The sequence below is a fragment of the Paenarthrobacter sp. AMU7 genome (genome assembly GCF_041200195.1).
Lineage (GTDB): Bacteria > Actinomycetota > Actinomycetes > Actinomycetales > Micrococcaceae > Arthrobacter.
This window is the reverse complement of record NZ_CP165735.1, coordinates 650,227-673,468: the sequence shown is the minus strand read 5'-3', so window position 1 is coordinate 673,468 and position 23,242 is coordinate 650,227. Positions and strand designations below refer to the sequence as shown.

Annotated in this window: 17 protein-coding genes; 13 read left to right on the top strand and 4 right to left on the bottom strand. The window is 63.5% G+C overall.

The annotated features are described in order from the left end of the window. Nucleotides 1-5: 5 nt before the first annotated feature. Nucleotides 6-1,016, bottom strand: coding sequence for a LacI family DNA-binding transcriptional regulator (locus ABQM86_RS03290; RefSeq protein ID WP_280627959.1), 1,011 nt, complete (start codon nucleotides 1,014-1,016; stop codon nucleotides 6-8). A 174-nt stretch (nucleotides 1,017-1,190) separates the two neighbouring features. Between ABQM86_RS03290 and ABQM86_RS03285 the strand changes: the two genes are divergently transcribed. The 7 genes from ABQM86_RS03285 (at nucleotide 1,191) to ABQM86_RS03255 (ending at nucleotide 10,280) form a co-directional block, all read left to right on the top strand. Next, the gene (locus ABQM86_RS03285) at nucleotides 1,191-2,303 is read left to right on the top strand and encodes a substrate-binding domain-containing protein (protein ID WP_207596082.1); all 1,113 of its coding nucleotides are present in this window, start codon (nucleotides 1,191-1,193) and stop codon (nucleotides 2,301-2,303) included. A gap of 86 nt (nucleotides 2,304-2,389) precedes the next feature. After that, nucleotides 2,390-3,436, top strand: a complete 1,047-nt coding sequence (locus ABQM86_RS03280; protein ID WP_207596081.1) for an ABC transporter permease — start codon at nucleotides 2,390-2,392, stop codon at nucleotides 3,434-3,436. Beyond that, a complete protein-coding gene (locus tag ABQM86_RS03275) occupies nucleotides 3,433-4,227 on the top strand; it encodes an ATP-binding cassette domain-containing protein (RefSeq protein ID WP_207596080.1) in 795 nt (264 codons plus the stop codon). The genes ABQM86_RS03280 and ABQM86_RS03275 overlap by 4 nt, the downstream gene beginning before the upstream one ends. A gap of 147 nt (nucleotides 4,228-4,374) precedes the next feature. Continuing rightward, entirely contained in the window at nucleotides 4,375-5,331 is a 957-nt protein-coding gene (locus ABQM86_RS03270; protein ID WP_369745917.1) for a carbohydrate kinase, read from the top strand. A gap of 93 nt (nucleotides 5,332-5,424) precedes the next feature. Continuing rightward, a complete protein-coding gene (locus ABQM86_RS03265) occupies nucleotides 5,425-8,415 on the top strand; it encodes a carboxypeptidase regulatory-like domain-containing protein (protein WP_369745916.1) in 2,991 nt (996 codons plus the stop codon). Nucleotides 8,416-8,538: 123 nt separating this feature from the next. Then, complete coding sequence (locus ABQM86_RS03260; protein ID WP_369745915.1) at nucleotides 8,539-9,429, top strand: GNAT family N-acetyltransferase; 891 nt, start codon at nucleotides 8,539-8,541, stop codon at nucleotides 9,427-9,429. Nucleotides 9,430-9,641: 212 nt separating this feature from the next. Beyond that, a complete protein-coding gene (locus ABQM86_RS03255; protein ID WP_207596076.1) occupies nucleotides 9,642-10,280 on the top strand; it encodes a LysE family translocator in 639 nt (212 codons plus the stop codon). A gap of 51 nt (nucleotides 10,281-10,331) precedes the next feature. Here ABQM86_RS03255 and ABQM86_RS03250 read toward each other — a convergent pair whose 3' ends face one another. Continuing rightward, nucleotides 10,332-11,918 carry a molybdopterin-dependent oxidoreductase gene (locus tag ABQM86_RS03250; protein ID WP_369745914.1) on the bottom strand — a complete coding sequence of 529 codons (1,587 nt, stop codon included), beginning with the start codon at nucleotides 11,916-11,918 and terminating at the stop codon, nucleotides 10,332-10,334. 126 nt (nucleotides 11,919-12,044) lie between these two features. On the opposite strand from ABQM86_RS03250, the gene ABQM86_RS03245 reads away from it, so the two are divergent. The 3 genes from ABQM86_RS03245 to ABQM86_RS03235 all read left to right on the top strand — a co-directional run bounded on the left by ABQM86_RS03245 (nucleotide 12,045) and on the right by ABQM86_RS03235 (nucleotide 16,932). Next, nucleotides 12,045-13,556: an aldehyde dehydrogenase family protein gene (locus tag ABQM86_RS03245; RefSeq protein ID WP_207596075.1), complete on the top strand. Its 1,512-nt coding sequence runs from the start codon at nucleotides 12,045-12,047 to the stop codon at nucleotides 13,554-13,556. Beyond that, on the top strand, nucleotides 13,557-15,209 hold the full coding sequence (locus ABQM86_RS03240) for a GMC family oxidoreductase (protein ID WP_369745913.1): 1,653 nt from the start codon (nucleotides 13,557-13,559) through the stop codon (nucleotides 15,207-15,209). Nucleotides 15,210-15,354: 145 nt separating this feature from the next. Then, nucleotides 15,355-16,932, top strand: a complete 1,578-nt coding sequence (locus tag ABQM86_RS03235; protein WP_207596073.1) for an APC family permease — start codon at nucleotides 15,355-15,357, stop codon at nucleotides 16,930-16,932. A gap of 8 nt (nucleotides 16,933-16,940) precedes the next feature. Here ABQM86_RS03235 and ABQM86_RS03230 read toward each other — a convergent pair whose 3' ends face one another. Further along, nucleotides 16,941-18,158 (bottom strand): acyl-CoA dehydrogenase family protein, encoded by a 1,218-nt coding sequence (locus ABQM86_RS03230; RefSeq protein ID WP_369745912.1) that lies wholly within the window; start codon nucleotides 18,156-18,158, stop codon nucleotides 16,941-16,943. Nucleotides 18,159-18,291: 133 nt separating this feature from the next. On the opposite strand from ABQM86_RS03230, the gene ABQM86_RS03225 reads away from it, so the two are divergent. Beyond that, entirely contained in the window at nucleotides 18,292-20,010 is a 1,719-nt protein-coding gene (locus ABQM86_RS03225) for an AMP-binding protein (RefSeq protein WP_369745911.1), read from the top strand. A 42-nt stretch (nucleotides 20,011-20,052) separates the two neighbouring features. Continuing rightward, nucleotides 20,053-20,562 carry a MarR family winged helix-turn-helix transcriptional regulator gene (locus ABQM86_RS03220; protein ID WP_207596070.1) on the top strand — a complete coding sequence of 170 codons (510 nt, stop codon included), beginning with the start codon at nucleotides 20,053-20,055 and terminating at the stop codon, nucleotides 20,560-20,562. 13 nt (nucleotides 20,563-20,575) lie between these two features. On the opposite strand, the gene ABQM86_RS03215 is transcribed toward ABQM86_RS03220, so the two are convergent. Beyond that, nucleotides 20,576-21,898 carry a DUF222 domain-containing protein gene (locus tag ABQM86_RS03215; RefSeq protein WP_369745910.1) on the bottom strand — a complete coding sequence of 441 codons (1,323 nt, stop codon included), beginning with the start codon at nucleotides 21,896-21,898 and terminating at the stop codon, nucleotides 20,576-20,578. A 145-nt stretch (nucleotides 21,899-22,043) separates the two neighbouring features. Here ABQM86_RS03215 and ABQM86_RS03210 point away from each other — a divergent pair, with 145 nt between their 5' ends. Continuing rightward, nucleotides 22,044-23,240: an MFS transporter gene (locus ABQM86_RS03210; protein WP_369745909.1), complete on the top strand. Its 1,197-nt coding sequence runs from the start codon at nucleotides 22,044-22,046 to the stop codon at nucleotides 23,238-23,240. Nucleotides 23,241-23,242: the final 2 nt, after the last annotated feature.

The following is a 23,242-nucleotide window of genomic DNA, read 5'->3' as shown; positions in this document are numbered from 1 at the left end:
CTCAGCTATTTGCCTGCGTCAGCTTGGGGCCGGATTTCGCCGGAACCCCGCTCTATCAGTTCGGTTGGGATGACATACGTTTGGGCAGGGCTCTGGTCGCCATCGATCCTTGCAAGGATCCGCTCAGCCGCAAGCTTGCCGATGCGTTCGGGATGCTGGGCGATCACTGTGATCCCGGGGTCCATCATGTCGGCCAGGGTGAAATCATCAAATCCAATGAGGGCAACCTTGTGATGCAGTCCAAGGGCTTTCAGAGCCCGCATGGCCCCGAACGTCACCAAGTTCTGACTGGAAAATATCGCCGTCGGCGGGTTCTCTGAGGTAAGCAGCTCGTGAGCGGCCCGGCATGCGGTTTCCTCGTCATGCAGGTTTTCACGAACGGCGACCCCGGACGTGGAAACGCCTGCTTGTCCCACGCCATCCAGGAACCCTGTCCGGCGCCTCCCGGCAGTCTGAATATCAGTCCGGTCGCCAAGGTAAGCCAGCCGGGTATGCCCATGCTTGATGAGATGGGCCGCCGCCTTTGCCGCACCAATTTCGTTATCAGTCACTACCGCGTCGGCCTCAATGCCCGCGGGCTCACGGTCAACGAATACCAGTGGCAGATCGCGGGAGTGCTCCGGAATCATGTACGCCTGGCTCTTGGCGATGGTAGTCAGCACAAGCCCATCGACCCGGCGGCCCAGGAAAGCCGAAATGAGTTTCCTCTCCCGGTCGGGATCGTCATCCAGGCTTGCAGCGAAGACGGCAATGCCGCGCACAGCCAAGGCGTCTTCCATGGCCCTGTGGATCTCCCCACTGAATGGGTTGGAAACGCTCGGAAGCAGCAAGCCGATGGACTGGGTCTTGCGTCCGGAACGCTTCAGGCTGCCCGCCGTGATGTCCAGTTGGTACTGCAGCTGTTCCGTCGCCCGTATGACCCGCTGGCGGGTCGCCTCGGAGACGCCCGGCTCATCGTTCACGACGCGGGAAACTGTCTTAATCCCAACGCCCGCGAGATCGGCAACATTCTTCATGGTGGGGCGCTTGCGTCCGGAGTCGGACTGGTAACGATTAGACATCGTTGTCAACTTGCTGCTCCTCAACTCGATTAATACTTGACTCTATCGTGTGAGCTTGCTTACATGTTCCATGACAACGTTGTCAGCCGCAGAAATGCGCCGCCAACAGCCACAAAACCAGGAGTTTCAATGTTGAGTTCCAGAGTCACGCGGTCCACCCGGAACCGTCTTCTTGCCGTCGGCGCAGTCCTGACCCTCGGCACACTTAGCCTGACAGCCTGCGGAGGCAGCTCCTCCCCTTCATCCAGCGGAGGCTCCGACGAGAAGATCGGTGTTTCGCTGATCGTCAAGACCACCTCCAACCCGTTCTTCGTTTCCATGCAGGACGGCGCGAAGAAGGCCGCCGAGGCGGACGGCGTCGACCTTAAGCTTGCGGCCGGCAAGGCCGACGGCGACGAGGACACCCAGATCCAGGCCATTGAGAATGCGATCTCCAAGGGTGACAAGGGCATTCTGATTACCCCCAACGGCCCCTCGGTAGTGGATGCCCTGAAGAAGGCCAAGGACGCGGGCTTGTTCGTCATTGCGCTGGACACCCCGCCGGACCCGGCCGACGCCGCTGACATCACGTTTGCCACGGACAACTTCAACGCCGGAGAGCTCATCGGCAAGTGGACCGCCCAGCAACTGGCGGGCAAGAAAGCTGTCATCGCCCTCATCGATCTCTTTGACGACAAGGTGGTCTCGGTGGACTACAACCGCGACCAGGGCTTCCTGACCGGCCTCGGCATCGACACCGCGGATAAGAAGAAGAACGGCGACGAAGCCAAGACGGGAACGTATACGGGCGGCAAGGGCGGCGACTACGAAATCGTCGGCAGCCAGGCTTCCCAAGGAGCCGAAGACGGTGGACGTACCGCGATGGAGACCCTGCTGGCCAAGAACCCCAATGTCAACGTTGTCTACACGATCAACGAGCCCGCTGCCGCAGGTGCTTTCGAGGCCCTGAAGTCCGCGGGCAAGGAAAAGGACGTCCTGATCGTCTCCGTTGACGGCGGCTGCTCAGGTGTAAACAACGTCAAGTCCGGTGTGATCGGCGCAACGGCTCAGCAGTACCCGGTCAAAATGGCCGAGCTGGGCGTAAAAGCCATCGTAGATCTGGCAAAGACCGGCAAAAAGCCCGCCAACTCAGAGGGCCTTGACTTCTTCAACACCGGCGTCGAGCTCGTCACTGACAAGCCCGCAGACGGCGTGAAGAGCATCACCACCACCGAAGCATCCCAGATCTGCTGGGGCAAGTAACCCGTTCCTAGGCGGGGAGACGCTCCAACCAGCGTCTCCCCGCATGCCCAGCAGTTACAGAACATGGAAGTTCAGGAGCAACCCAAGTGACCCAGCAACAGACCGCCGGCCCCCCGAGCGCGGGGCATGCTGACCTGGCCGAGGAATTCCTCGACCGCCAGACGCCCCTCAGCAGAATCCGCAACCTCCTCCACCGATACCCAGCACTCAGCCCGGCTATTGTGCTGCTGATCGCCGTGGTGGTCTTCGGGCTCCTCAATGATCGCTTCCTGCGCGTTGAGAACCTGTCCCTGATTACTCAACAGGTTGCCGTGGTGGGCACCTTGGCGATCGCCCAGACGCTGATCATCCTCACAGCAGGCATTGACCTCTCCGTAGGCGCGGTCATGATCCTGTCCTCAATGGTGATCGCACAACTTGCGGTCAGCAACGGCATTCCAGGGCCTGTTGCGCTGCTGGCAGGCCTGGTCGTCGGCCTTGGTTCAGGAGCATTAAACGGCTTCCTGGTCACAAGATTCCGGCTGCCACCGTTCATCGTGACGCTGGGAACATTGAACATCTTCATCGCTCTGACGCTGCTCTACTCTGGCGGAAGCACCGTGCGCGGCTCCGCGATGCCAGGAATGCTCACCTGGCTGGGAAGCACCTTCCCGATCGGCCCCGTCCGGATCTCCACTGGTGTGGTCATGATGCTCCTCCTCTACGTGGCCGTAGCGTTCATTCTGGGCAAGACCGCCTGGGGACGGCACGTCTACGCCGTGGGCGATGACAAGGAAGCAGCCCGACTGGCCGGCATTCCCGTCAACCGCGTCCTGATGAGCGTGTACCTTGCTGCCGGTGCAGTCCTCGCCGTCGGCGCCTGGATCCAGATCGGCCGTACCAATGCCGCCAGCCCTAACGCCGGCGTCGACCTGAACCTGGACTCCATCACCGCCGTCGTGATTGGCGGCACCAGCCTCTTCGGCGGCCGTGGCTCCATCTGGGGCTCGCTTCTCGGAGCCCTGATCGTTGGCGTCTTCCGCAATGGCCTCTCCCTCGCTGGCCTGGACGTGCTCTACCAGACCCTCGCCGTAGGCATCTTGATCATCATTGCCGTGTCCGTCGATCAATGGATCCGAAAGGTCAAGTCATGACCACCACAGATTTTGAAGCCCCCCGCACCGAAACCCGCGAGCCCATCCTCAAGGCCAGGAACCTCGTCAAGACCTTCGGCCGCGTCGTCGGTCTCGACGGTGTCAGCTTGGACCTCTACCCCGGCGAGGTTCTGGCCATCATCGGCGACAACGGCGCCGGTAAGTCCACACTCATCAAATGCCTCACCGGCGCCGAAGTTCCCGACACCGGTGAACTCTTCGTCTCCGGACAGCAGGTTCACTTCAAACGGCCGCAGGACGCCCGCGTCCACGGCATCGAAACTGTTTACCAGAACCTGGCTGTTTCGCCGGCCCTCGATGTTGCCTCGAACCTGTTTCTCGGCCGGGAAGAGCGGCTCCCCGGACCGTTGGGAAGCCTGTTCCGAATCCTCGATACCAAGGGCATGCGCAGGAAAGCCAAGGAAGAGCTGAGCCGGCTTGGCATCTCCACTCTCCAGGACGTCACCGTGCCGGTCGAGAATCTCTCCGGTGGCCAGCGCCAAGCCGTCGCCGTTGCCCGTGCAGCGGCCTTCGGATCCAAGGTGGTGGTTCTCGACGAACCGACGGCTGCCTTGGGAGTCCGCGAATCCAACCAGGTGCTCCAGCTGGTCCGGGACCTCCGCGACCGAGGGCTGCCGGTCATCCTGATCAGCCACAACATGCCTCATGTGTTCGACGTTGCAGACCGCATCCACATCCAGCGCCTCGGCAAATGCGCGGCAACCATCACCCCGCAATCACACACAATGACCGACGCCGTCGCCATCATGACCGGCGCGGCCAAAGCCTAAGCGCCACACCGGGCCTTCCGTCCGGGCCTTCCGACCGGGCCTTCCGACCCAACGGAAACCCTATTCTCCGTCCGCAGACCTGCCAACAGGTCTGCGGACGGACCCATGCCTCCCCCGTCCCACCAGCAACCCGACGAAAGAACCGAGATGCACAACCTTCACCCAGGCGACTTTGCCCATAACCAACCGGACGTCCTCGTCATCGGCGAAGCCCTGGTCGATATTGTGAACACCCGGGAAGGAACCATCAGCTACCCTGGCGGTTCCCCCGCCAATGTCGCCTACGGCCTGGGCCGCCTCGGGGTACCGACCGGGCTCCTCACAGCGATCGGCGAGGACGAACACGGCACCGCCATCACCACCCACCTCCACAGCGCAGGTGTCCGGCTGCTTCCCGGATCAACATCCCTGGAGCGCACCGCCACGGCCACCGCAACGCTGGCAACGAACGGCTCGGCCAGCTACGAGTTCGACATCCGCTGGGAACTTGCACCCGTAGCACCGGCCACGATCCCGAAAGTCCTCCATACCGGATCCATCGCCACGTTCCTGGCCCCGGGAGCCGCTACTGTGCGCACGCTTCTGGAACAAAGCCACGACTCCTGCCTGGTCACCTACGACCCCAACATCCGCCCGGCCCTCCTTGGCAGCCATGCCGAAGCCAAGCAGATTTTCGAGGACCTGCTCCCCCTCACCGACGTCATCAAACTCAGTGACGAAGATGCGCACTGGTTGTACCCCGCATCCTCCCTGGACGACGTCGCCTCCCGACTCCTGAATCACGGGGCCCGGCTGGCCGTCATCACCCGAGGCGCTGAAGGTGCGCTCCTGGCCACACCCGGAGCACGCCTCAACGTCCCATCAGCGAAGACCCACGTTGCAGACACCATCGGCGCCGGCGACTCCTACATGGCGGCCCTCATCTTTGAACTGTTGGCCAGAGGCGAAAAGGCGTTTGCTTCACCAGCCCTCGAAAGCATCGGACAGACCGCAGCCTTGGCCGCAGCGATCACCGTCAGCCGGCCCGGCGCCAACCCCCCGACCTCCGACGAACTTCAAGCGCGTCTGGAAGGACTCAAACAGCAGCCGCTCGCTGCCGTATAGAACTCCCCATGGCACTGCTGCGGGACGACGCCTACGATGGCAGAGGACCGCTCGGTCCCTTCAGTCACTTTTTTGGGGAAAAGGACCTTACCCATGCCGTTGCCGCGACCTGCCGCCGACCATCCGTTCCACAGAACACGGCAGGGGGTGTGGGCCATCCTGGCGGCTGTCGCTTTGGTGGCCGCGGGTCTCTTCGCCGGGATCGCGCCCGCCTCGGCCGCGACCTACACCTTCAAGGGCGTGGTCAAGGGAAAACTGACAGCCACCGCAACGGCCACTGCGCTGGGCGACGTTTGGGTGGGTGCGTACACCAATGACGACCGGGCCGACTTCGTTGCCGGTGCGTGGTCTGCTCCCGATGGCTCCTACAGTTTCACGGTGCCGGCTTCCGGCAGCTACAAAATATGGACCACCTGCAGCAGCGGGCCCTGCTCCGCCACGTACGCCTCAGAGTGGAACTCGAACCAATCAAGCTCCTACGGTTCCACACCGGTTGCCGTTACCGATGCTGCCCCCACCACCACGTACAACCCGCAATTGGAAGCCTTCGGCAGCATGACCGGCCGGGTCACCAACAAGGCCGGCCAGCCGCTGACTGCGGTGTCCGTCTCAGCATCACCCAACAACGGCGGACAAGTGAGCAGCACCAAGCCGGACGCCAACGGCTACTTCACCCTCACCAAGATCCCGCCCAACCAGGCCTACATCAGCGTTCGGGATGAGTCGGGCCAGCGCCTCTACCTGGAGCAGTACTGGACCGGCACCGGCACCGTGGACACTTACACGGTTGCTACCGTCCCCGCCGGAGTCGCATGGACCAACGTGAACTTCGTCCTCAAGGATGAAACCCTCATGGAGGCCACTGTCGTCGACCCGGCGGGTGCGCCGATTGCCGACGTCGGCTATATCCCGTGGGTCTACAACGAGGCAACGGCAGCCTGGGAAGGGCCCCAGATGGGTCCGCTGACCTCAAATGCGCAGGGCAAGATCTACTGGCGCATGACAGTCGGCAAGAAGTACAAGCTCTGCGTTTCGGACACGGTCTACGAGGGCGCGCCCCGCGATAAGCGGTACAAAGCCGAGTGCTACGACAACACGCCCACCAAGGACACGGCAACCGTTCTGACAGCGACTTCTGCCGGCCAGCGGGTAAAGCTCACCATGCAGCTGGACGTAGCAGGGCTGTCGCTGACACCCGATAGGCCCTACGTTTACGGTTCAGCCCAGGCGGGACAGAAACTGACGGTCGATCCCGGCGTTTGGGGACCGGCTCCGGTGACCCTCGCCTACCAGTGGCAGCGCTCCAAGGATAATTCCGAACTACAGGACATCGCCGGCGCCACCACCACTGTCTACACCCCCACCGCGGCTGATGCCGGGTACGACATCTGGGCAAAAGTCACCGGAACCAAGACCGGATACGCCCCGCACACCACCTCGGTCCACGGCGGCAAATCCGGAGCCGAGGCTGTCACATCTTCCAAGCCCTTTACCCTCCTGGGCACGCCCAGCGCGGGGAACACCCTGACCGTTGACCACGGCACCTTGAACCCCGCCCCTGATTTTGGCCCGTATTACGACTGGTTCGTCAACGGTGTGCAGGACTACCGGACAAACGGGCCCACGTTCCTTCTGCAAACCTCCGACGCCGGCAAAAAAGTCACCGTACGACTCAGCGTCCACGACTGGCCGCTCCAGCCCTATTACGGCCAGGCCTCTGTCACTGTTGCGGCGGGCACGTTGACCGCTCCGGTTCCCACGGTGTCCGGAACGGCGAAGGTCGGTTCTGTCCTGACAGCTGTTCCCGGGACGTGGGGTCCTGCCCCTGTGACGTTGGCTTATCAGTGGTTCCGGAGCGGCGTCGCGATCGCCGGGGCTACGTCAGCTACCTACTCTCTGGCTGCCGCCGATCTGGGTAAGACCATGACCGTTCGGGTCACGGGCACCAAGGCCGGGTTTACGACTGCGGCGAAGACTTCCGCTGCGACTGCAGCCGTCGCGGCGGGCACCTTGACGGCACCGGTGCCGACGGTGTCCGGGACAGCGAAGGTTGGCTCTGTGCTCACGGCGGTTCCCGGGACGTGGGGACCTGCCCCCGTGACGCTCACCTACCAGTGGTTCCGGAGCGGCGTCGCGATCACCGGGGCCACGTCAGCTACGTACTCGTTGGCTGCCGCGGATTTGGGTAAGACCATGACCGTCCAGGTTACGGGCGGCAAGGCCGGGTTTAGGACGGCGGCGAAGACTTCCGCTGCAACTGCGGCCGTAGCGGTGGGAACGTTGACCGCGCCGGTGCCGACGGTGACCGGGACAGCGAAAGTTGGTTCGGTGTTGACGGCTGTTCCCGGAGCGTGGGGTCCTGCCCCTGTGACGCTGGCGTACCAGTGGTACCGGAGTGGCGTCGCGATCACCGGGGCCACGTCAGCTACGTACTCATTGGCTGCCGCGGATTTGGGTAAGACCATGACCGTTCGGGTCACGGGCTCAAAGAGCGGGTTTACGACGGCGGCGAAAACCTCCGCAGCCACTGCCGCCGTCTCGGTGGGAACGTTAACCGCGCCGGTGCCGACGGTGTCCGGGACGGCGAAAGTTGGTTCGGTCCTCACGGCTGTGCCAGGCGCGTGGGGTCCTGCCCCTGTGACGCTGGCGTACCAGTGGTACCGGAGCGGCGTCGCGATCACGGGCGCCACCTCAGCTACGTACTCATTGGCTGCCGCTGACCTGGGCAAGACCATGACCGTCCGGGTCACGGGCTCAAAGACCGGATTCACGACGGCGGCCAAGACTTCCGTAGCGACTGCTGCCGTGGCGGCGGGCACGCTGACCGGGCCCACTCCCACCGTCGCAGGCACGGCAACCGTGGGCAGCACGCTCACCGCGACACCCGGCGCCTGGGGTCCTGCCCCGGTGACGTTGACCTACCAGTGGTTCCGCGGAAGTACTGCCATTTCGGGCGCCACCGCCCAGACGTACAAACTGGTCGCCGCCGACAAGGGAAGTGCCATTAAAGTACGCGTGACAGGCACCAAGACTGCGTACACCGCACTGGCCCGCTACTCAGTTGCCACGGCCTTGATCGGCTGAGCATCAGCGTACCTAACTGACGTTAGTGACGGGATCCAAGAGACGACGACGGCGGCAGCACCGCCGTCGTCGTCTTCCTGTCGGGACTCGATCAAGGACCGCAAACCGTTTCAGGAGGCAGAGATGAACATGCCCGATGCTTCACGGCTCGCGCAGCTTGGAGACACACTCGCTCGATGGCAGGTGGATGGAGGCCCCGTCCACCTCCATCCTGGTGACCTCGGCTGGTATTCGCGGCTCGGTCCCGACGAGACGGCATCAGCGATACGGATCTGGGCGGACGGTGCGACACCGGCCGCCATCGGTCTTCTCGATGGCCCGCAGCTCCTTCGTCTGGCGATCGACCCGACGCGACGCGACGACGCCGGCCTTGCACGGCGGATCGCAGACTCGATCGAAGACCCTGAAGTCGGCGTATTCGCCTCCGGACAGGCGACGGTGGAGGCACGAGGCGCCAGCGCTCTGACGCGAATCCTGGGACAACGAGGCTGGCAAGAGGACGAACCGTGGATTCCATTGCGCTTGGATCTCTCCGCACCTGTCCAGCCGACCTGCACCCTGATCGAGACCATCGACGAGGACCGGGCCGGAGAATGGGTAGGAGTGCACTGGTCCGCGTTCCGGGGCACTCCACTCGATGATGTCGTGAGGCAGACGCTCGTCAACCGCTGGCTGGCGATGACCGCCGGGCCCTTCGCAGGGACATCGCGCAACCTCGTCGCCTTCGACGCGCAAGGCAGGGCGGTCGCGGTGACAACAGTATGGTCTGCCGGACCGGGGCGTCCCGGCCTTATCGAACCTATGGGCGTGCACCGGGACCATCGTGGGCGCGGTTACGGGGTGGAGATCACCCGTGCCGGAGCAGCAGTGCTGCGGGAGATGGGTTCATCCAGCGCCGTGGTGGCCGCCGAAGGGGCCAATACGGGCGCGTTGGCGACCTACCTCGCGGCCGGGTTCGTCCCTGCCACGCCTGTCGTGGACATGTCACGCGGTGAGCTTGAGCCACGCGCATAAAGCTGTCGGCGCAGCCAAGGGCCAGTGCGTGCAGCTCGTCGGGACCTGATGATTGCCAGTCCGACAACGCTGCCTGCTGCTCGGGATGGCGTATTTCGGCCTCAGGGGGTAGGAGTCCACTGCGGCGTCTACCGACGACATCCCGCATCCTCTCGGGACCCGAAGTGCGATACATTCGGTTGACGTCATCCTGCCGTCGATTGGAGCTCAACATGCTACCCGCAGCCAGCGTCTGGGCCTTCGCCCTTGCGGCGTTCGCGCTCATCGTCGTCCCGGGTCCAAGCGTGCTCTTCGTGATCGGACGCTCGCTCGCCCTCGGACGAAAGAGCGGCGTCCTAAGTGTGGTCGGCAATGCCCTTGGCATGCTCCCCGCCGTCGCCCTCGTGTCCCTCGGTGTGGGTTCCATCGTCGCTGAATCGATAATTGTCTTCACAGCCATCAAGTTCATCGGTGCTGCCTACCTGGTCTATCTCGGCATCCAGGCCTTTCGTCACCGCAACGACCACACCGACACCTCCTCCACAGCCAGGACTTCGCCGTCCTCTTTCCGGCTCCTACGCGAAGGATTCACGGTCGGCGTGACCAACCCCAAGACCATCGTCTTCTTTGTCGCAGTCCTGCCCCAATTCGTCGACTACGCCCACGGCGCCATCCCCCTCCAAATGGCGGCCCTCGGAATGATCTTTTTCACGATCGCCCTTGCCAGCGACACCATATGGGCCATGGCCGCAGGCACCGCGCGCACCTGGTTCGCCCGGAACCCAAAGCGCCTCGCCCGTATGAGCGCCGGCGGCGGCGTCATGATGATCGGCCTCGGCGGAAGTCTCGCCCTCACCGGCAACAAAACATAGGCAGCTCAAAGGGCACGGCTGGTCACGGTAGGCGTGCGCCAACGTGAACCCTTACTCCACCGTCACCATCACCGACGGCCAGCCCGAAGCTCCGTCAGGCACAGGGTCGGCGCGCTTTTCGGTCTGGGTTTCACCGGTGGCGTCGGTAGCCCGGGCCTTGACGTAGTGCATGCCGGGTGTGGCATCCCATTCGTAGGACCATTGGCGCCACGTGATGGTGGAGGCTTCGTCGGAGAGGGTTGCTTCCACCCAATCGCCGTCGTCAATCTGGACTTCCACCTTGGTGATTCCCCGGGTCTGGGCCCAAGCGGTGCCGCCCACAGCTACCTTCCCTGCTTTCAATTTCGCAAAGGACGTGGGTACGTCCACTCTTGCCATGGTTTTGATGGGGCCACGTTCCGACCAGCCGCGCTCCGTCCAGTAGGCCTTGCTGTCCGCGAAACGGGTGACCTCCAACTCCACTACCCACTTGGTGGCCGAGACGAATCCGTACAGTCCCGGAACCACCATGCGCACGGGGTATCCGTGCTCCACCGGAAGCGGCTCACCGTTCATGCCAATCGCCAGCATGGCATCGCGGTCATCCTGGAGGACCTCCAGAGGAGTGGAAGCGCTGAAGCCGTCGATGGAGCGTGAGAGCACCATGTCCGCGCCGTCCTTCGGCTTTGCCCTTTTCAAAACTTCGCGGATGGGTAGGCCCAGCCACTTGGCGTTTCCGGCAAGCTTTCCACCCACCGGGTTGGACACACAGGTGAGGGTGACGTGCGATTCGATCAGATCGGCGTCGAGCAGGTCCTGGAAGGTGAGGGTGACCTCTTCCTCAACCATTCCGTGCACCCGCAGTGACCAATCATTGACGTTGATCTCCGGGACGCTCAGCGCCGTATCAATCCGGTAGAAGTCGTTGTTCGGTGTCAGCCAGGGTAAGACTCCCGGAACCGGGGACTGGACACCCGCCGGCACAGGAGGCGCGGCCTTGATTGGCGCAGGCAGCCGGAGTGCATCCCGGGCCTGGGCGACATTGTTGCGAGCGGCACCCAGGAGCCGCCCACCGGTCGCCGCGATGCCGGCGGCGACGGCGGTGATCCCGGCCGCAGCAAAGAAGCGACGGCGGCTCGTGCCGGTTCCGCCTCCTTGGGTATCGACGTCGGCGGCTATGTCGGCAGGCGCTTCCGGCCATGCTTTCAACCCCCACAACGGCACAATGAGTCGGCGCAGGACGATCAGCCCGGAGATGGTTCCCAGGACGGAAGGGATGGCGTCGGCGGGTCCAACCCCGGCTCGAGTCAGGACGCTGGCAACAATTACCACGCCCATGAACAGCACACCCAGGACGCCCAAGGCCCACTTCCGGTAGGCCACTACACCCAGGACGCAGGCCAGCAGGACGATGGTCAGGCCCATGCCCACGAACAGTGCGGCCTTGTCATTAGTGCCGAACGTGGCGATCGCAAAGTCCTTCATCCACGACGGCGTGAAGTCGATGAACGTCGATCCCAGCGCAAACACCGGGGTTGCCCTGGCAGTGAAGAAGGCGCCGATCAGCTCGGCGACGGCGAGCACGACGGCGGCCGACACCACGCCTGCCAGCGCTGCCATGGTTTCGGGGCCTTTGGTCCGGAGTCCGAGCTTTTTCATGTCAGTGGTTCGTAGCGGCCGGGATCAGGGATGGGTGCCAGCAGCCTCCTGACACACAGGGGCACTTTGAACATCTGTTCATAATTTTCCTTGAACAGATGTTCAAGATGCACTAGCCTGCTTCGTATGACCCAAGCCACATTTTCCGATTCCGCCTCCACCCTTTTCATCAACGGCCGGTGGGAGCCGGCAGCGTCCGGCGCGGTGCGCGAGATCCACAACCCGGCCGACGGCGAACTGGTCGCCACGGTGTCCGAAGCCGACCGTGAAGACGCCGAGCGCGCCATTTCCGCAGCCCGCAAGGCGTTCGATTCCGGAGTTTGGGCGAACGTCCCCGCTCCTGAGCGCGGCGCGTTCCTGCTCAAGGTTGCCGCGGAACTGCGCGAACGCCGCGAGAAGTTTGCCCGCGCCGAATCGCTGGACACCGGCAAACGGATCATCGAAAGCCGCATCGACATCGATGACATCGCCGCCTGCTTCGAATATTTCGGACGCCTCGCCGGGCAGTCGGCGGGCCGGGTGGTCGACGCCGGGGACCCCGCCGTCGTCAGCAAAATCGTCTACGAACCCGTCGGAGTCTGCGGTTTGATCACGCCGTGGAATTACCCGCTGCTGCAGGCTGCGTGGAAGATCGCCCCCGCACTCGCCGCCGGTTGCACTTTCGTCCTGAAGCCTGCCGAACTGACCCCCTCCACCGCAATCCTGGCCATGCAGTTACTGCAGGACCTGGGCCTACCCGACGGCGTCGCCAACCTGGTGACCGGCCCCGGAGTAAAAGTGGGCGCACCGCTGTCGGAGCACCCGGACATTGACCTGGTTTCCTTCACCGGCGGCCTGGAAACCGGCAAGCGCATTGCCGCGGCCGCCGCCGGCACGGTAAAGAAGGTCGCGCTGGAACTCGGCGGAAAGAACCCCAACGTCGTCTTCGCTGACGCTGACTTCGAGGCCGCCGTCGACAATGCGCTGAACGGTGCCTTTGTGCACTCAGGCCAGGTCTGCTCCGCCGGGGCGCGGCTGGTGGTGGAGGAATCCATTGCCGAGCGTTTCGTCGACGAACTGGTCCGCAAGGCCAAGGACATCCGCCTCGGCGGCCCGTTCGATGAATCTGCCGAAACCGGACCGCTGATTTCAGCGGCACACCGGGAGAAAGTGGACGCCTACGTCCAGCGTGGTGTAGCCGAAGGCGCGCGGCTGCGGTGCGGCGGCGCGGCCCCCCAGGGCGAAAAGTTCGACGCCGGCTTCTACTACCAGCCCACCGTCCTGGACCGCGTCACCAGGGGAATGTCGGTAGTCATCGACGAAGCCTTTGGCCCGGTAGTAACAGTGGAAACCTTCCGCACCGAGGACGAAGCCGTGGCCACCGCCAACGACACCATCTACGGGCTGGCGGGTGCCGTCTGGACCCAGGATGCCGGCAAGGCCCAGCGGGTAGCGGGCCGCTTGCGGCACGGCACGATCTGGATCAACGACTACCACCCCTACCTTCCACAGGCCGAGTGGGGCGGCTTCGGCCAGTCCGGCGTCGGACGCGAACTCGGCCCCACCGGTCTGGGTGAGTACCAGGAAGCCAAGCACATCTACCAGAACACCAGCCCCCAGGTGACCGGCTGGTTCGCAGACCACGGCAAGGAGAAATAGATGCACGTTGACACCATTGAGAACCTCAGCGAGCGCGGGTTCGATTACGTCGTCATTGGCGGAGGATCTGCCGGAGCTGCCGTCGCCGCCCGGTTGAGCGAGGACCCTTCCGTCACCGTGGCCTTGGTGGAAGCGGGCCCGGATGACCGCAACCTGCCGGAGATCCTGCAGCTGGATCGTTGGATGGAGCTGCTGGAATCCGGCTACGACTGGGACTACCCTGTTGAGCCGCAGGAAAACGGCAACTCCTTCATGCGCCATGCCCGAGCCAAGGTCATGGGCGGCTGCTCCAGCCACAACTCCTGCATCGCGTTCTGGGCTCCCCGCGAAGACCTGGACGAATGGGAGTCAAAGTACGGCGCCACCGGCTGGAATGCTGCTGCCGCGTGGCCTTTGTACAAGCGCTTGGAAAGCAACGAGGACGCAGGTCCGGAAGCTCCACACCACGGACACGACGGCCCGGTGCACTTGATGAACGTTCCCCCACACGATCCTGCCGGCGTCGCGCTTCTTAATGCCTGTGAGCAGACCGGAATCCCCCGGGCAAAGTTCAATGACGGCACCACCGTGATCAACGGCGCCAACTTCTTCCAGATCAACCGCCGCTCGGACGGGACGCGTTCCTCCAGCTCGGTGTCCTACATCCACCCCATTGTGGATCGCGAGAACTTCACGCTGCTGACCGGCTTGCGGGCCCGCCAACTGGTGTTCGACGCGGACAAGCGCTGCACCGGCGTCGACGTCGTGGATTCGGCCTTCGGCCGCACGCACAGGCTGGACGCACATCGCGAGGTCATCCTGTCCACCGGTGCCATCGACTCGCCCAAGCTTCTTATGCTTTCGGGCATCGGCCCGGCCGAACACTTGGCCGCGCATGGCATCGAGGTCCTGGTGGATTCCCCAGGCGTCGGCGAGCACCTGCAGGACCACCCGGAAGGTGTGGTGCAGTTCGAAGCCAAGCAGCCCATGGTGCAGACCTCCACCCAATGGTGGGAAATCGGCATCTTCACTCCCACCGAAGAGGGCTTGGACCGCCCGGACCTGATGATGCACTACGGTTCCGTCCCCTTCGACATGAACACCCTGCGCTACGGCTACCCCACCACGGAGAACGGCTTCAGCCTGACTCCGAACGTTACCCACGCGCGTTCCCGCGGCACGGTTCGGCTGCGCAGCCGGGACTTCCGGGACAAGCCCATGGTGGACCCCCGCTACTTCACCGATCCCGACGGCCACGACATGCGCGTCATGGTGGCCGGCATCCGCAAGGCCCGGGAAATCGCGGCGCAGCCGGCCATGGCTGAATGGACCGGTCGGGAGCTCTCCCCTGGCATCGAAGCGCAGAGCGACGAAGAGTTGCAGGATTACATCCGCAAAACGCACAACACCGTGTACCACCCGGTCGGCACCGTCCGCATGGGACCAGTGAACGACGAAATGTCGCCCTTGGATCCCGAACTGCGGGTCAAGGGGGTGACCGGATTGCGTGTGGCCGATGCCTCCGTCATGCCGGAACACGTCACCGTCAACCCGAATATCACCGTGATGATGATCGGCGAGCGCTGCGCCGATTTCGTCAAGGCCGATCTCATCAACAGCCGAACGGAGGAATCCACGACGGCGGAAGCCGGCTTCAGCTTGTCTGTCGCCTGAACAGGCACCCTGTTTTTAGACCCACGCAACAAACAATGGGGGAAACAGCCGGAGGCACAGCGTGGTGCCCGGCCTTTGATTTCGACTGCGACCAATGGCGGCCGCAGGTTATCACCATTCGTGCACGTCTGAACTAGGAGTTCGCATGTCAGAACCCAGCAAATTAGGACCCTGCAAGAGCGATGCAAGCGGCATGGACGAGTTTGGCTATGCCCAAACCCTGGACCGCAGCATCGGTAAGTTCGCCAGCTTCGCCGCCGGCGTCAGCTATATCTCCATTCTCACCGGCGTTTTTCAACTGTTTTACTTCGGATTTTCGACGGCGGGACCCGCCTATGCCTGGTCGTGGCCCATCGTCTTCGTAGGCCAACTAATGGTCGCTTTGTGTTTCGCGGAATTGGCCGGGCGTTATCCGGTGGCCGGGTCGGTGTACAACTGGGCCAAGAGGCTCTCGACTGGAACGTGGGCCTGGCTGGCGGGCTGGTTGCTGCTGCTCTCCTCCATCATGGCTCTGGGTTCCGTTGCCTTGGCCCTCCAAATCACCCTCCCGCAAATCTGGAGCGGCTTCCAGCTGGTCGGCGACGGAACAGGGCCTTACGACTTCGCCGTCAACGGGGTCATCCTGGCCAGCATCATGATCGGTATTTCCACGCTGATCAACGCGTTCGGCGTGAAACTCATGACCATGATCAACAGCGTGGGCGTGTTCGTGGAACTGGTTGCGGCCGTCCTGCTCATTGCGGCGCTTCTCTGGCACTCCGTGCGGGGGCCGGAAGTCCTCCTTGATACCGCCGGATTCGGTGAAGAACATCCCTTGGGCTTCTTCGGAGTGTTCCTCATTGCTGCCATGGCTTCGGGGTACGTCATGTACGGCTTTGACACCGCCAGCTCCTTGGGCGAAGAAACCAAAGACCCCAAGAAGACTGCTCCCAGGGCGATCCTTCGCGCCGTCACGGCTTCCTTCCTTTTGGGAGGCCTACTCCTCCTCGGCGGAATCCTGGCCGCGCCCGATCTCTCCGATCCCAAGCTGGGGGCGGCTGACGGCGGACTGCAGTACATCGTGCTTTCAGTACTCGGCGGCCCGTTCGGCAAGGCCTTCCTGGCCTGCATCGTGGTAGCCGTAGTGGTCTGCACCCTCGCCGTCCATGCAGCAGCCATCCGGATGATGTTCGCCATGGCCAGGGACAACAACCTTCCCTTCAGCCGTCAGCTCAGCAAAGTGCACCCCACCCGGAAAACGCCCACCGTTGCTGCCATCGTCATCGGCATAGTTGCCGTCATCCCGCTGATCGTCAACATCTCCCAGCCGGCCATCTTCACTATTCTGTCCAGCATCAGCATCGTGCTGATCTACCTGTCCTACCTGCTGGTGACCGTGCCCATGCTGCGGCGCCGGTTCTTGAAGAAGTGGCCCCTGAAGGACGACGGATCAGAACCGGGATTCAGCCTCGGCAAATGGGGGCTGCCTGTGAACATCCTGGCCGTGCTGTGGGGCGGCGCCATGACGCTGAACCTCGTGTGGCCGCGGCCGGAGATTTACAACTCGGTGCCGCCGTTCGAGTGGTACCTGCAATGGGGAGGCGTGATCTTTGTTGGCACGGTCATCATCGGCGGGACGCTGCTCTACCGTCTCCGCATCAGGCACAAGACCGGGGTCCTGGCCGAGCACGCCGCCCTGGTCACTCCCGAGGACTCTCCCCAAGTGGTAACCCAGAACTCCTAGCCCGCTACTTAGACGAACGCCGATTTCCCTGTCACCGCGCGGGCCACGATCATGGAGTTGATCTCGTAACTGCCCTCGTAGGTGTACAGGATTTCGGCGTCGCCAAAGAGCTTGGCCATCTCATAGTCCGTGGTGATTCCGTTCCCGCCCAGCAGGGAACGGCCCATCGCAACTGAGGAACGCGCCAGCCGGGTAGTGGTGGCTTTGCACATGGCCGCCTGCACCATCTGGAGTTTCCCGGCCTGCTGGATCCGGGCGAGCTCGACCATCATGGACAACGACGCGTTGGCGTTGCCCAGAATGTCGGCAAGCTGCTGCTGGACCAGCTGGAAGCGAGCCAGCTCTTTGCCGAACTGCTTGCGTTCCAAAGCGTAAGAACGGGCAATATCAAAGGCTGCCAACTGAATCCCCGCAGCCTGCCACCCCACCCAGGCCCGGGAATCGCGCAACAGGTCATTGGCTCGGGAAAACTCAGTGGCCCCCGGCAGGAGGTTCTCCAACGGAATACGCACCTCGTCCAACACGATGTCCGCATTCTGCATGATGCGCAGGCCGATCTTGTTGGAGATCTTGGTGGCCGAGTAACCGGGGCGGTCCGTCTCCACAATGAAGCCCTTGATGTGGCCGTCGGATTCATCCCGTGCCCACACCAATGCGAAGTCGGCAATCGTCCCTGCCCCGATCCAGCGTTTGGCACCGCTGATGACCCATTCGCCGCCGTCGCGCCGCGCCGTCGTCGAAAGTCCTCCGGCGATGTCCGAGCCGTGATCCGGTTCGGTGAGGGCGAAGGCGCCAAGCTGGGTGAAAGCTTCCAACCCAGGCAGCCACCTGCGCTTCTGCTCAGGGGATCCAAGCTCGTCGATCATGCCCACGATGAGTTCATTGTGGATGCCCACCAGCGCCGAGAGTGAAACATCCGCCCGGGCCACCTCGGTGTACATGAGGCCCTTGAAGAGCTTGGTGGAGCCGTCTGTCTGGAGTCCACCGAGCCCGAACTTGGCCATGTCAGCCAGCAGCCCGAACGGGAACTCCTCCCGGTTCCAGTACTCGAGGCTGGCCGCCCGGATCCGCGTTTGCAGGAACTCCCTGATCTCCAAGTACCGCAAGCGCTCCCCGGCCGGGAGCAGGTCCACTACGTGCATCAAGTCCGCCTCCGGATAAGGAGGGAGGACGCGTTCTGGTGCCGCACCGCTGGTAACGGTGCCGGTAGCTTTGTCGTCGAGCATTAGACCCCTTCGTCATGTCCCGCACAGGCTCTTCCAAACCCTTGGATGTCCTAGTATATTGCAAGGTGATGTGGATCACTAGGCGGGATGTCCGGCAAAGGTGCCAGGGAAGCCCGAAGGCGAAAGGCGGACTATGACAGTCACAGAGGACTTCCGTGCGGCCCGCGACCGGCTGCTGGAACTGCGTGAGGACTACAAGCTGGCGCACGCCGAATTCGAGTGGCCGCGGTTTGAGGAGTTCAACTTCGCTTTGGACTGGTTCGACCAGATCGCGGCGGACCCGGCCCGGGGCAGCAAGCCCGCCTTGGTCATCGTGGAACAGGACGGGAGCTCCACCCGCCGCAGCTACAAGGACCTCGCGGAACGCTCATCCCAGGTAGCCAACTGGCTGCGGAGCCAGGGCGTCCAGCGTGGAGACCACATGATCATCATGCTCGGCAACCAGGTTGAACTGTGGGAACTCATGCTCGCCGGCATCAAACTCGGCATCGTCATGATCCCCACCACCACCCTCATGGGCGCCCGTGATCTCCAGGACCGCGTTGAACGTGGCGGTGCGGCCTGGGTGGCCGTCGGAAGTGCCAACATCGGCAAGTTCGCCGACGTCGAGGGTGAATACGCCCTGATCGAGGTCGGTTCGGAGAGAATCGACGCGGACGCCAAACAGTACGCAGATGCGTACGACGCCGGCACGGACTTTACGCCCGATGCCCCCACTAAAGCGGACGAGACACTGCTGCTCTACTTCACCTCCGGCACCACGTCACGGGCGAAGCTCGTGGAGCATACCCACACGTCCTACCCCGTGGGCCACTTGTCCACCATGTACTGGATCGGCCTGGAACCGGGCGACGTCCACCTGAATGTCGCCTCCCCCGGCTGGGCCAAACACGCCTGGTCCAACGTCTTCACGCCGTGGATCGCTGAGGCCACGGTCTTCATTTACAACTACCAGCGCTTTGACGCCGCCGCCCTCATGGAGCAAATGGGCCGCGAAGGCGTCACCAGTTTCTGCGCGCCTCCCACGGTGTGGCGCATGCTCATCCAGGCCGATCTTACGCAGCTCACCAGCCCGCCACGCAAAGTGGTCTCGGCTGGGGAGCCTCTGAATGCCGAAGTTATCGGGCAAGTGGAGAAAGCTTGGGGAGTCACCATCCGCGACGGCTTCGGCCAAACCGAATCCACGGTCCAGATCGCCAACACTCCGGCCCAGCCGGTGAAGATCGGCTCCATGGGCCGCCCGCTCCCGGGGTACGACGTCGTCCTGGTGGATCCGAACACCGGGACGGAAGCCAACGACGGCGAGCTCTGCTTGCGCTTGGACCCCCGGCCCGTGGGATTGATGAAGAGCTACTTCGGCGACGAAGATAAAACGGCCGATGCCTTCCGCGACGGCTACTATCACACGGGCGATATGGCGAGCCGGGACGCCGACGGCGTGATCACCTACGTCGGCCGGGACGACGACGTTTTCAAGTCCTCCGACTACCGCTTGTCCCCGTTCGAACTTGAAAGCGTCCTGATCGAACATCCCGCAGTGGCGGAGGCCGCCGTCGTGCCTTCACCTGACGCTGTGAAGCTGTCGGTTCCGAAGGCGTTTGTGGTTCTGGCTGCCGGCTACGAAGCCGGACCGGCAGTCGCGGAGGACATTCTGAAGTATTGCCGCGAGCATCTGGCACCGTTCAAACGCATCCGGCGGCTGGAATTCGGCGAGCTTCCCAAGACGATCTCCGGCAAGATCCGTCGTGTGGAACTGCGCGGCTCGGAAGTCGCCCGGCATGGTGCGGGGCCGCTGCCCTCCGGTTTGGGCGTGGAGTACACCGAGGAAGAGTTCCCGAATCTGAAAGACTAGCCACCCGGAAGATCAGGCCAACCAAGCAACCGAAGGAGGCCCATGGGCACGCCACTCCCCCGCGATCCCATCGCCGACGCCCAGCGCAACTGGGAGCGGCATGGCTGGGGCGACGTCGCCGCGCCCATGGCCGCCATCACCGCGATCATGCGGACGCAGCAGATCCTGCTGGCCCGCATCGAAACGGTCCTCAAACCGTTCGGGCTGACCTTTGCACGCTACGAGCTGCTGGCGCTGCTGAGTTTCGCCCGCAGCGGCGCGCTGCCTATGAACAAGGCCAGCGCGCTCCTGCAGGTACATCCCACCTCGGTGACCAACGCCGTCGACCGCTTGGAAAAAGCCGCCCTGGTAGCGCGTTCCCCGCATCCAACCGACGGACGCACCACCCTGATTGAGCTCACCGCCGAGGGCCGCACCCTCGCCAAGAAGGCGACGGCGGCACTCAACGCGGAGGTTTTCGGCAAGTCAGGCTTCGGGCACGACGACGTCGATCACCTCATTCGCGTGCTGGGCACCTTCCGCAGGGATGCCGGGGACTTCACCGAGGAGTAACGCCTCTGCCTTTCTATGTTCTGGAGGGTCGGTGCCCGGGCATGGGCGGGGCTTTCGATTGGTAGGTATGCCCAGTGGGCGTGCTGATTTCCAAGGTGTGCACGTCACCGGGCATGGCTTTGGTGCTCCAGCCGGGGCTTTCCTTGGTGTGGTTACAGGCTTCGCACAGGCCTGCACCATTCGCCAGGCTGGTTCTCCCTCCAGAACGCCAAGGAACCACATGGTCAATATGCCGGATGGGCGCATCGCAATACGGAGTCCGGCAACTATCGTCACGGGTTTCGATGAAGCGCCGGAGCCCACCCGCGAAGAGCCGGGCCTTGGAATCGGTGGCCAAGAGCTCCCCGGTAGCTGGCGCGGTGTAGAGCCGACGAAGCCATACGGTGAACTCTGCGCTCAGCGCCGCCGCGTGATCTTGGGTGGTTTGCCCTGACGCGAGCAGTTCCCTTCCCCATTCGGCGGGGACGATTCCGTAGCCCTTGAGCCGGGCTGGTTCGCTGTCACCCTGGAACAAGGTGCGGTCGGTCATAACGAGATCCAGGTTGATCCCCGAAATCCCGCCCGGGGTGCCCGTAATGCGTTCGGTCAAGGTGTCGGCCATGAGCTGGCCCCGACTTCGAGCATCCCCAGTGGAACGGGCCGAATCAGCCGCTCGAGTCAGCGCGGCGTAGACCGCTACTCCCTGGGCAACCGGAAGCAAGGCCGTCAGGTACGTCATGGTGTCCGGGGCAGGGCGCAGGCTGACAGTCCGTTCGGCGGCAGCACGGCTGGCCCGCCCGACTACCGACCGCGGATCCCGCCGATATGCGGCAGCTTTTGCGGCAGCAGTGATCGCTTTGTCGCCCTTGCCGTCAAAGGTCCCGGTGTCGGGGGCGAGCTCCTGGTCCACAGCACAACGGTCCTCGACAGACAGGCAGGCCGTTTCCTTAACAAGAAGCGTGGCACGCCATTCATTCAAGTGCCCCGATTTCAGGGCCGCCAAGGTGCGGGGCATCTCCGTGACAAGGGCTTTCGCCAAGCCCAGGAGGCGGGACCCACGGTTTGGTGACTCGCGCCGGGCCAACGCAACCTGCGCTCCCACGCCCTGGCCGCGCTCCGAGGAAGGGACCCCTGCCTCGGCCTGCTCCTGACGTTGAGCCAGATCAAACGCCACAGCAACCCGCGCCTGCAAAGCGGAGATCGCAGACTTCATCTCCTCCAGGACCCGCAACTGTTCGATCAGGTCGCTGCTAACAGTGCTGGCGGGCGCAGTGCCGGGCCGAACGGAATCCACAACGACGGGAGCGCGCCCGCGCGCCACCCCGGTGCCCGCCCGCCTCTCCCCACTTTGCTCCATGTCCTAACTCTGGCAGCAGGCACCGACAAAATAAGGTCAGCGTTCACAGGGGAGCCCCATAGCCTTTGCGCAGCAAGGGAGTCCCTCGGAGGACCTCCCTCAAGCGGGACTCCCTCCCCCGCTGTGAACCTGATGTTCTGGATCCATGACCACAACCTTTCCCACCGCCAAGACCCGGCGTCTGCCGTTGGTGACCTACGTCCTGGCAGCCGGAGTGTTCCTGATGGGAACCACCGAGTTCATTGTTGCGGGGATACTGCCGGAGATCGCCAGTGACCTAGGCACCTCCGTGGCAAGTGCGGGACTCATGATCACGGTGTTTGCTGTCGGCATGATCGTGGGCACTCCCACGATGTCCATCCTGACCCTCAAGCTGCCACGCCGGCTGACGCTGAGCCTCGCGCTGGTGGTGTTCTCTGTTGGTCACGTCATCGTGGCGCTCACCTCCGATTTCACGCTCATTCTTGGCGCACGTTTCCTGACGGCGTTGGCGACAGGCGCTTTCTGGGCGGTAGCCGCCGTCGTGGGTGCCAAAGCGGCAGGCGCTGCGGCAGCCTCGCGGGCGCTAGGGGTGGTGTTGGGCGGCGGGATGCTTGCCAACGTGGTGGGTGTTCCCCTTGGGGCGTTTGCCGGTCAGGTGATTGGCTGGCGGGGACCGTTCTGGATACTCGCTTGCCTGGCCCTGGTGGGTGCAGTTGCCGTGTACCGGTTGGTTGCCTCGGATCTTGTTTCCGGACCCACCCCGTCGGTGCGTGCTGAGCTGGCGAGTATGCGGGACTCGAGGGTTTGGCTTGTCCTGGCGGGCTGCGCGATGGTGTGCGGATCTTCCTTGGCCGCCTACACCTTCATCTCTCCGCTGCTCACCGAGAACACTGGGCTTGCCGCAGCCGCGGTTCCGCTGGTGCTGATGGCGTACGGCGTCGGGGCGTTCATCGGATCCACTCTGGGTGGCCACTTCGGGGCACACCACCCGTACCCGGCCCTGTTCATCTCAGCAGGCATGACATTCCTGGTTCTCGGTGCCCTCTTTCCGTTCTCCCACTACGCCGTGACGACAGTGGTCCTGATCTTCCTGCTGGGCCTCTTCGGCATGGCAACCAACCCGATACTGATCGGCAAGGCAGTTGGATACGCCGGGCATGCGCCAACCCTGGCCTCGGCGCTCAGCACATCGGCATTCAATCTGGGCACGGCAGTGGGTTCCTGGATGGCCGGCTTCGCACTGGAGTCCGCGCTGGGAGCCAGCGGTCCGGTGCTGGTGGGCACTGGGGTCGCCGCGCTCTACTTCCTGCCGCTCACGGTGCTGATGCTGAAGGATCGGAAGGAAGGTGCTTTGGCGTGAAG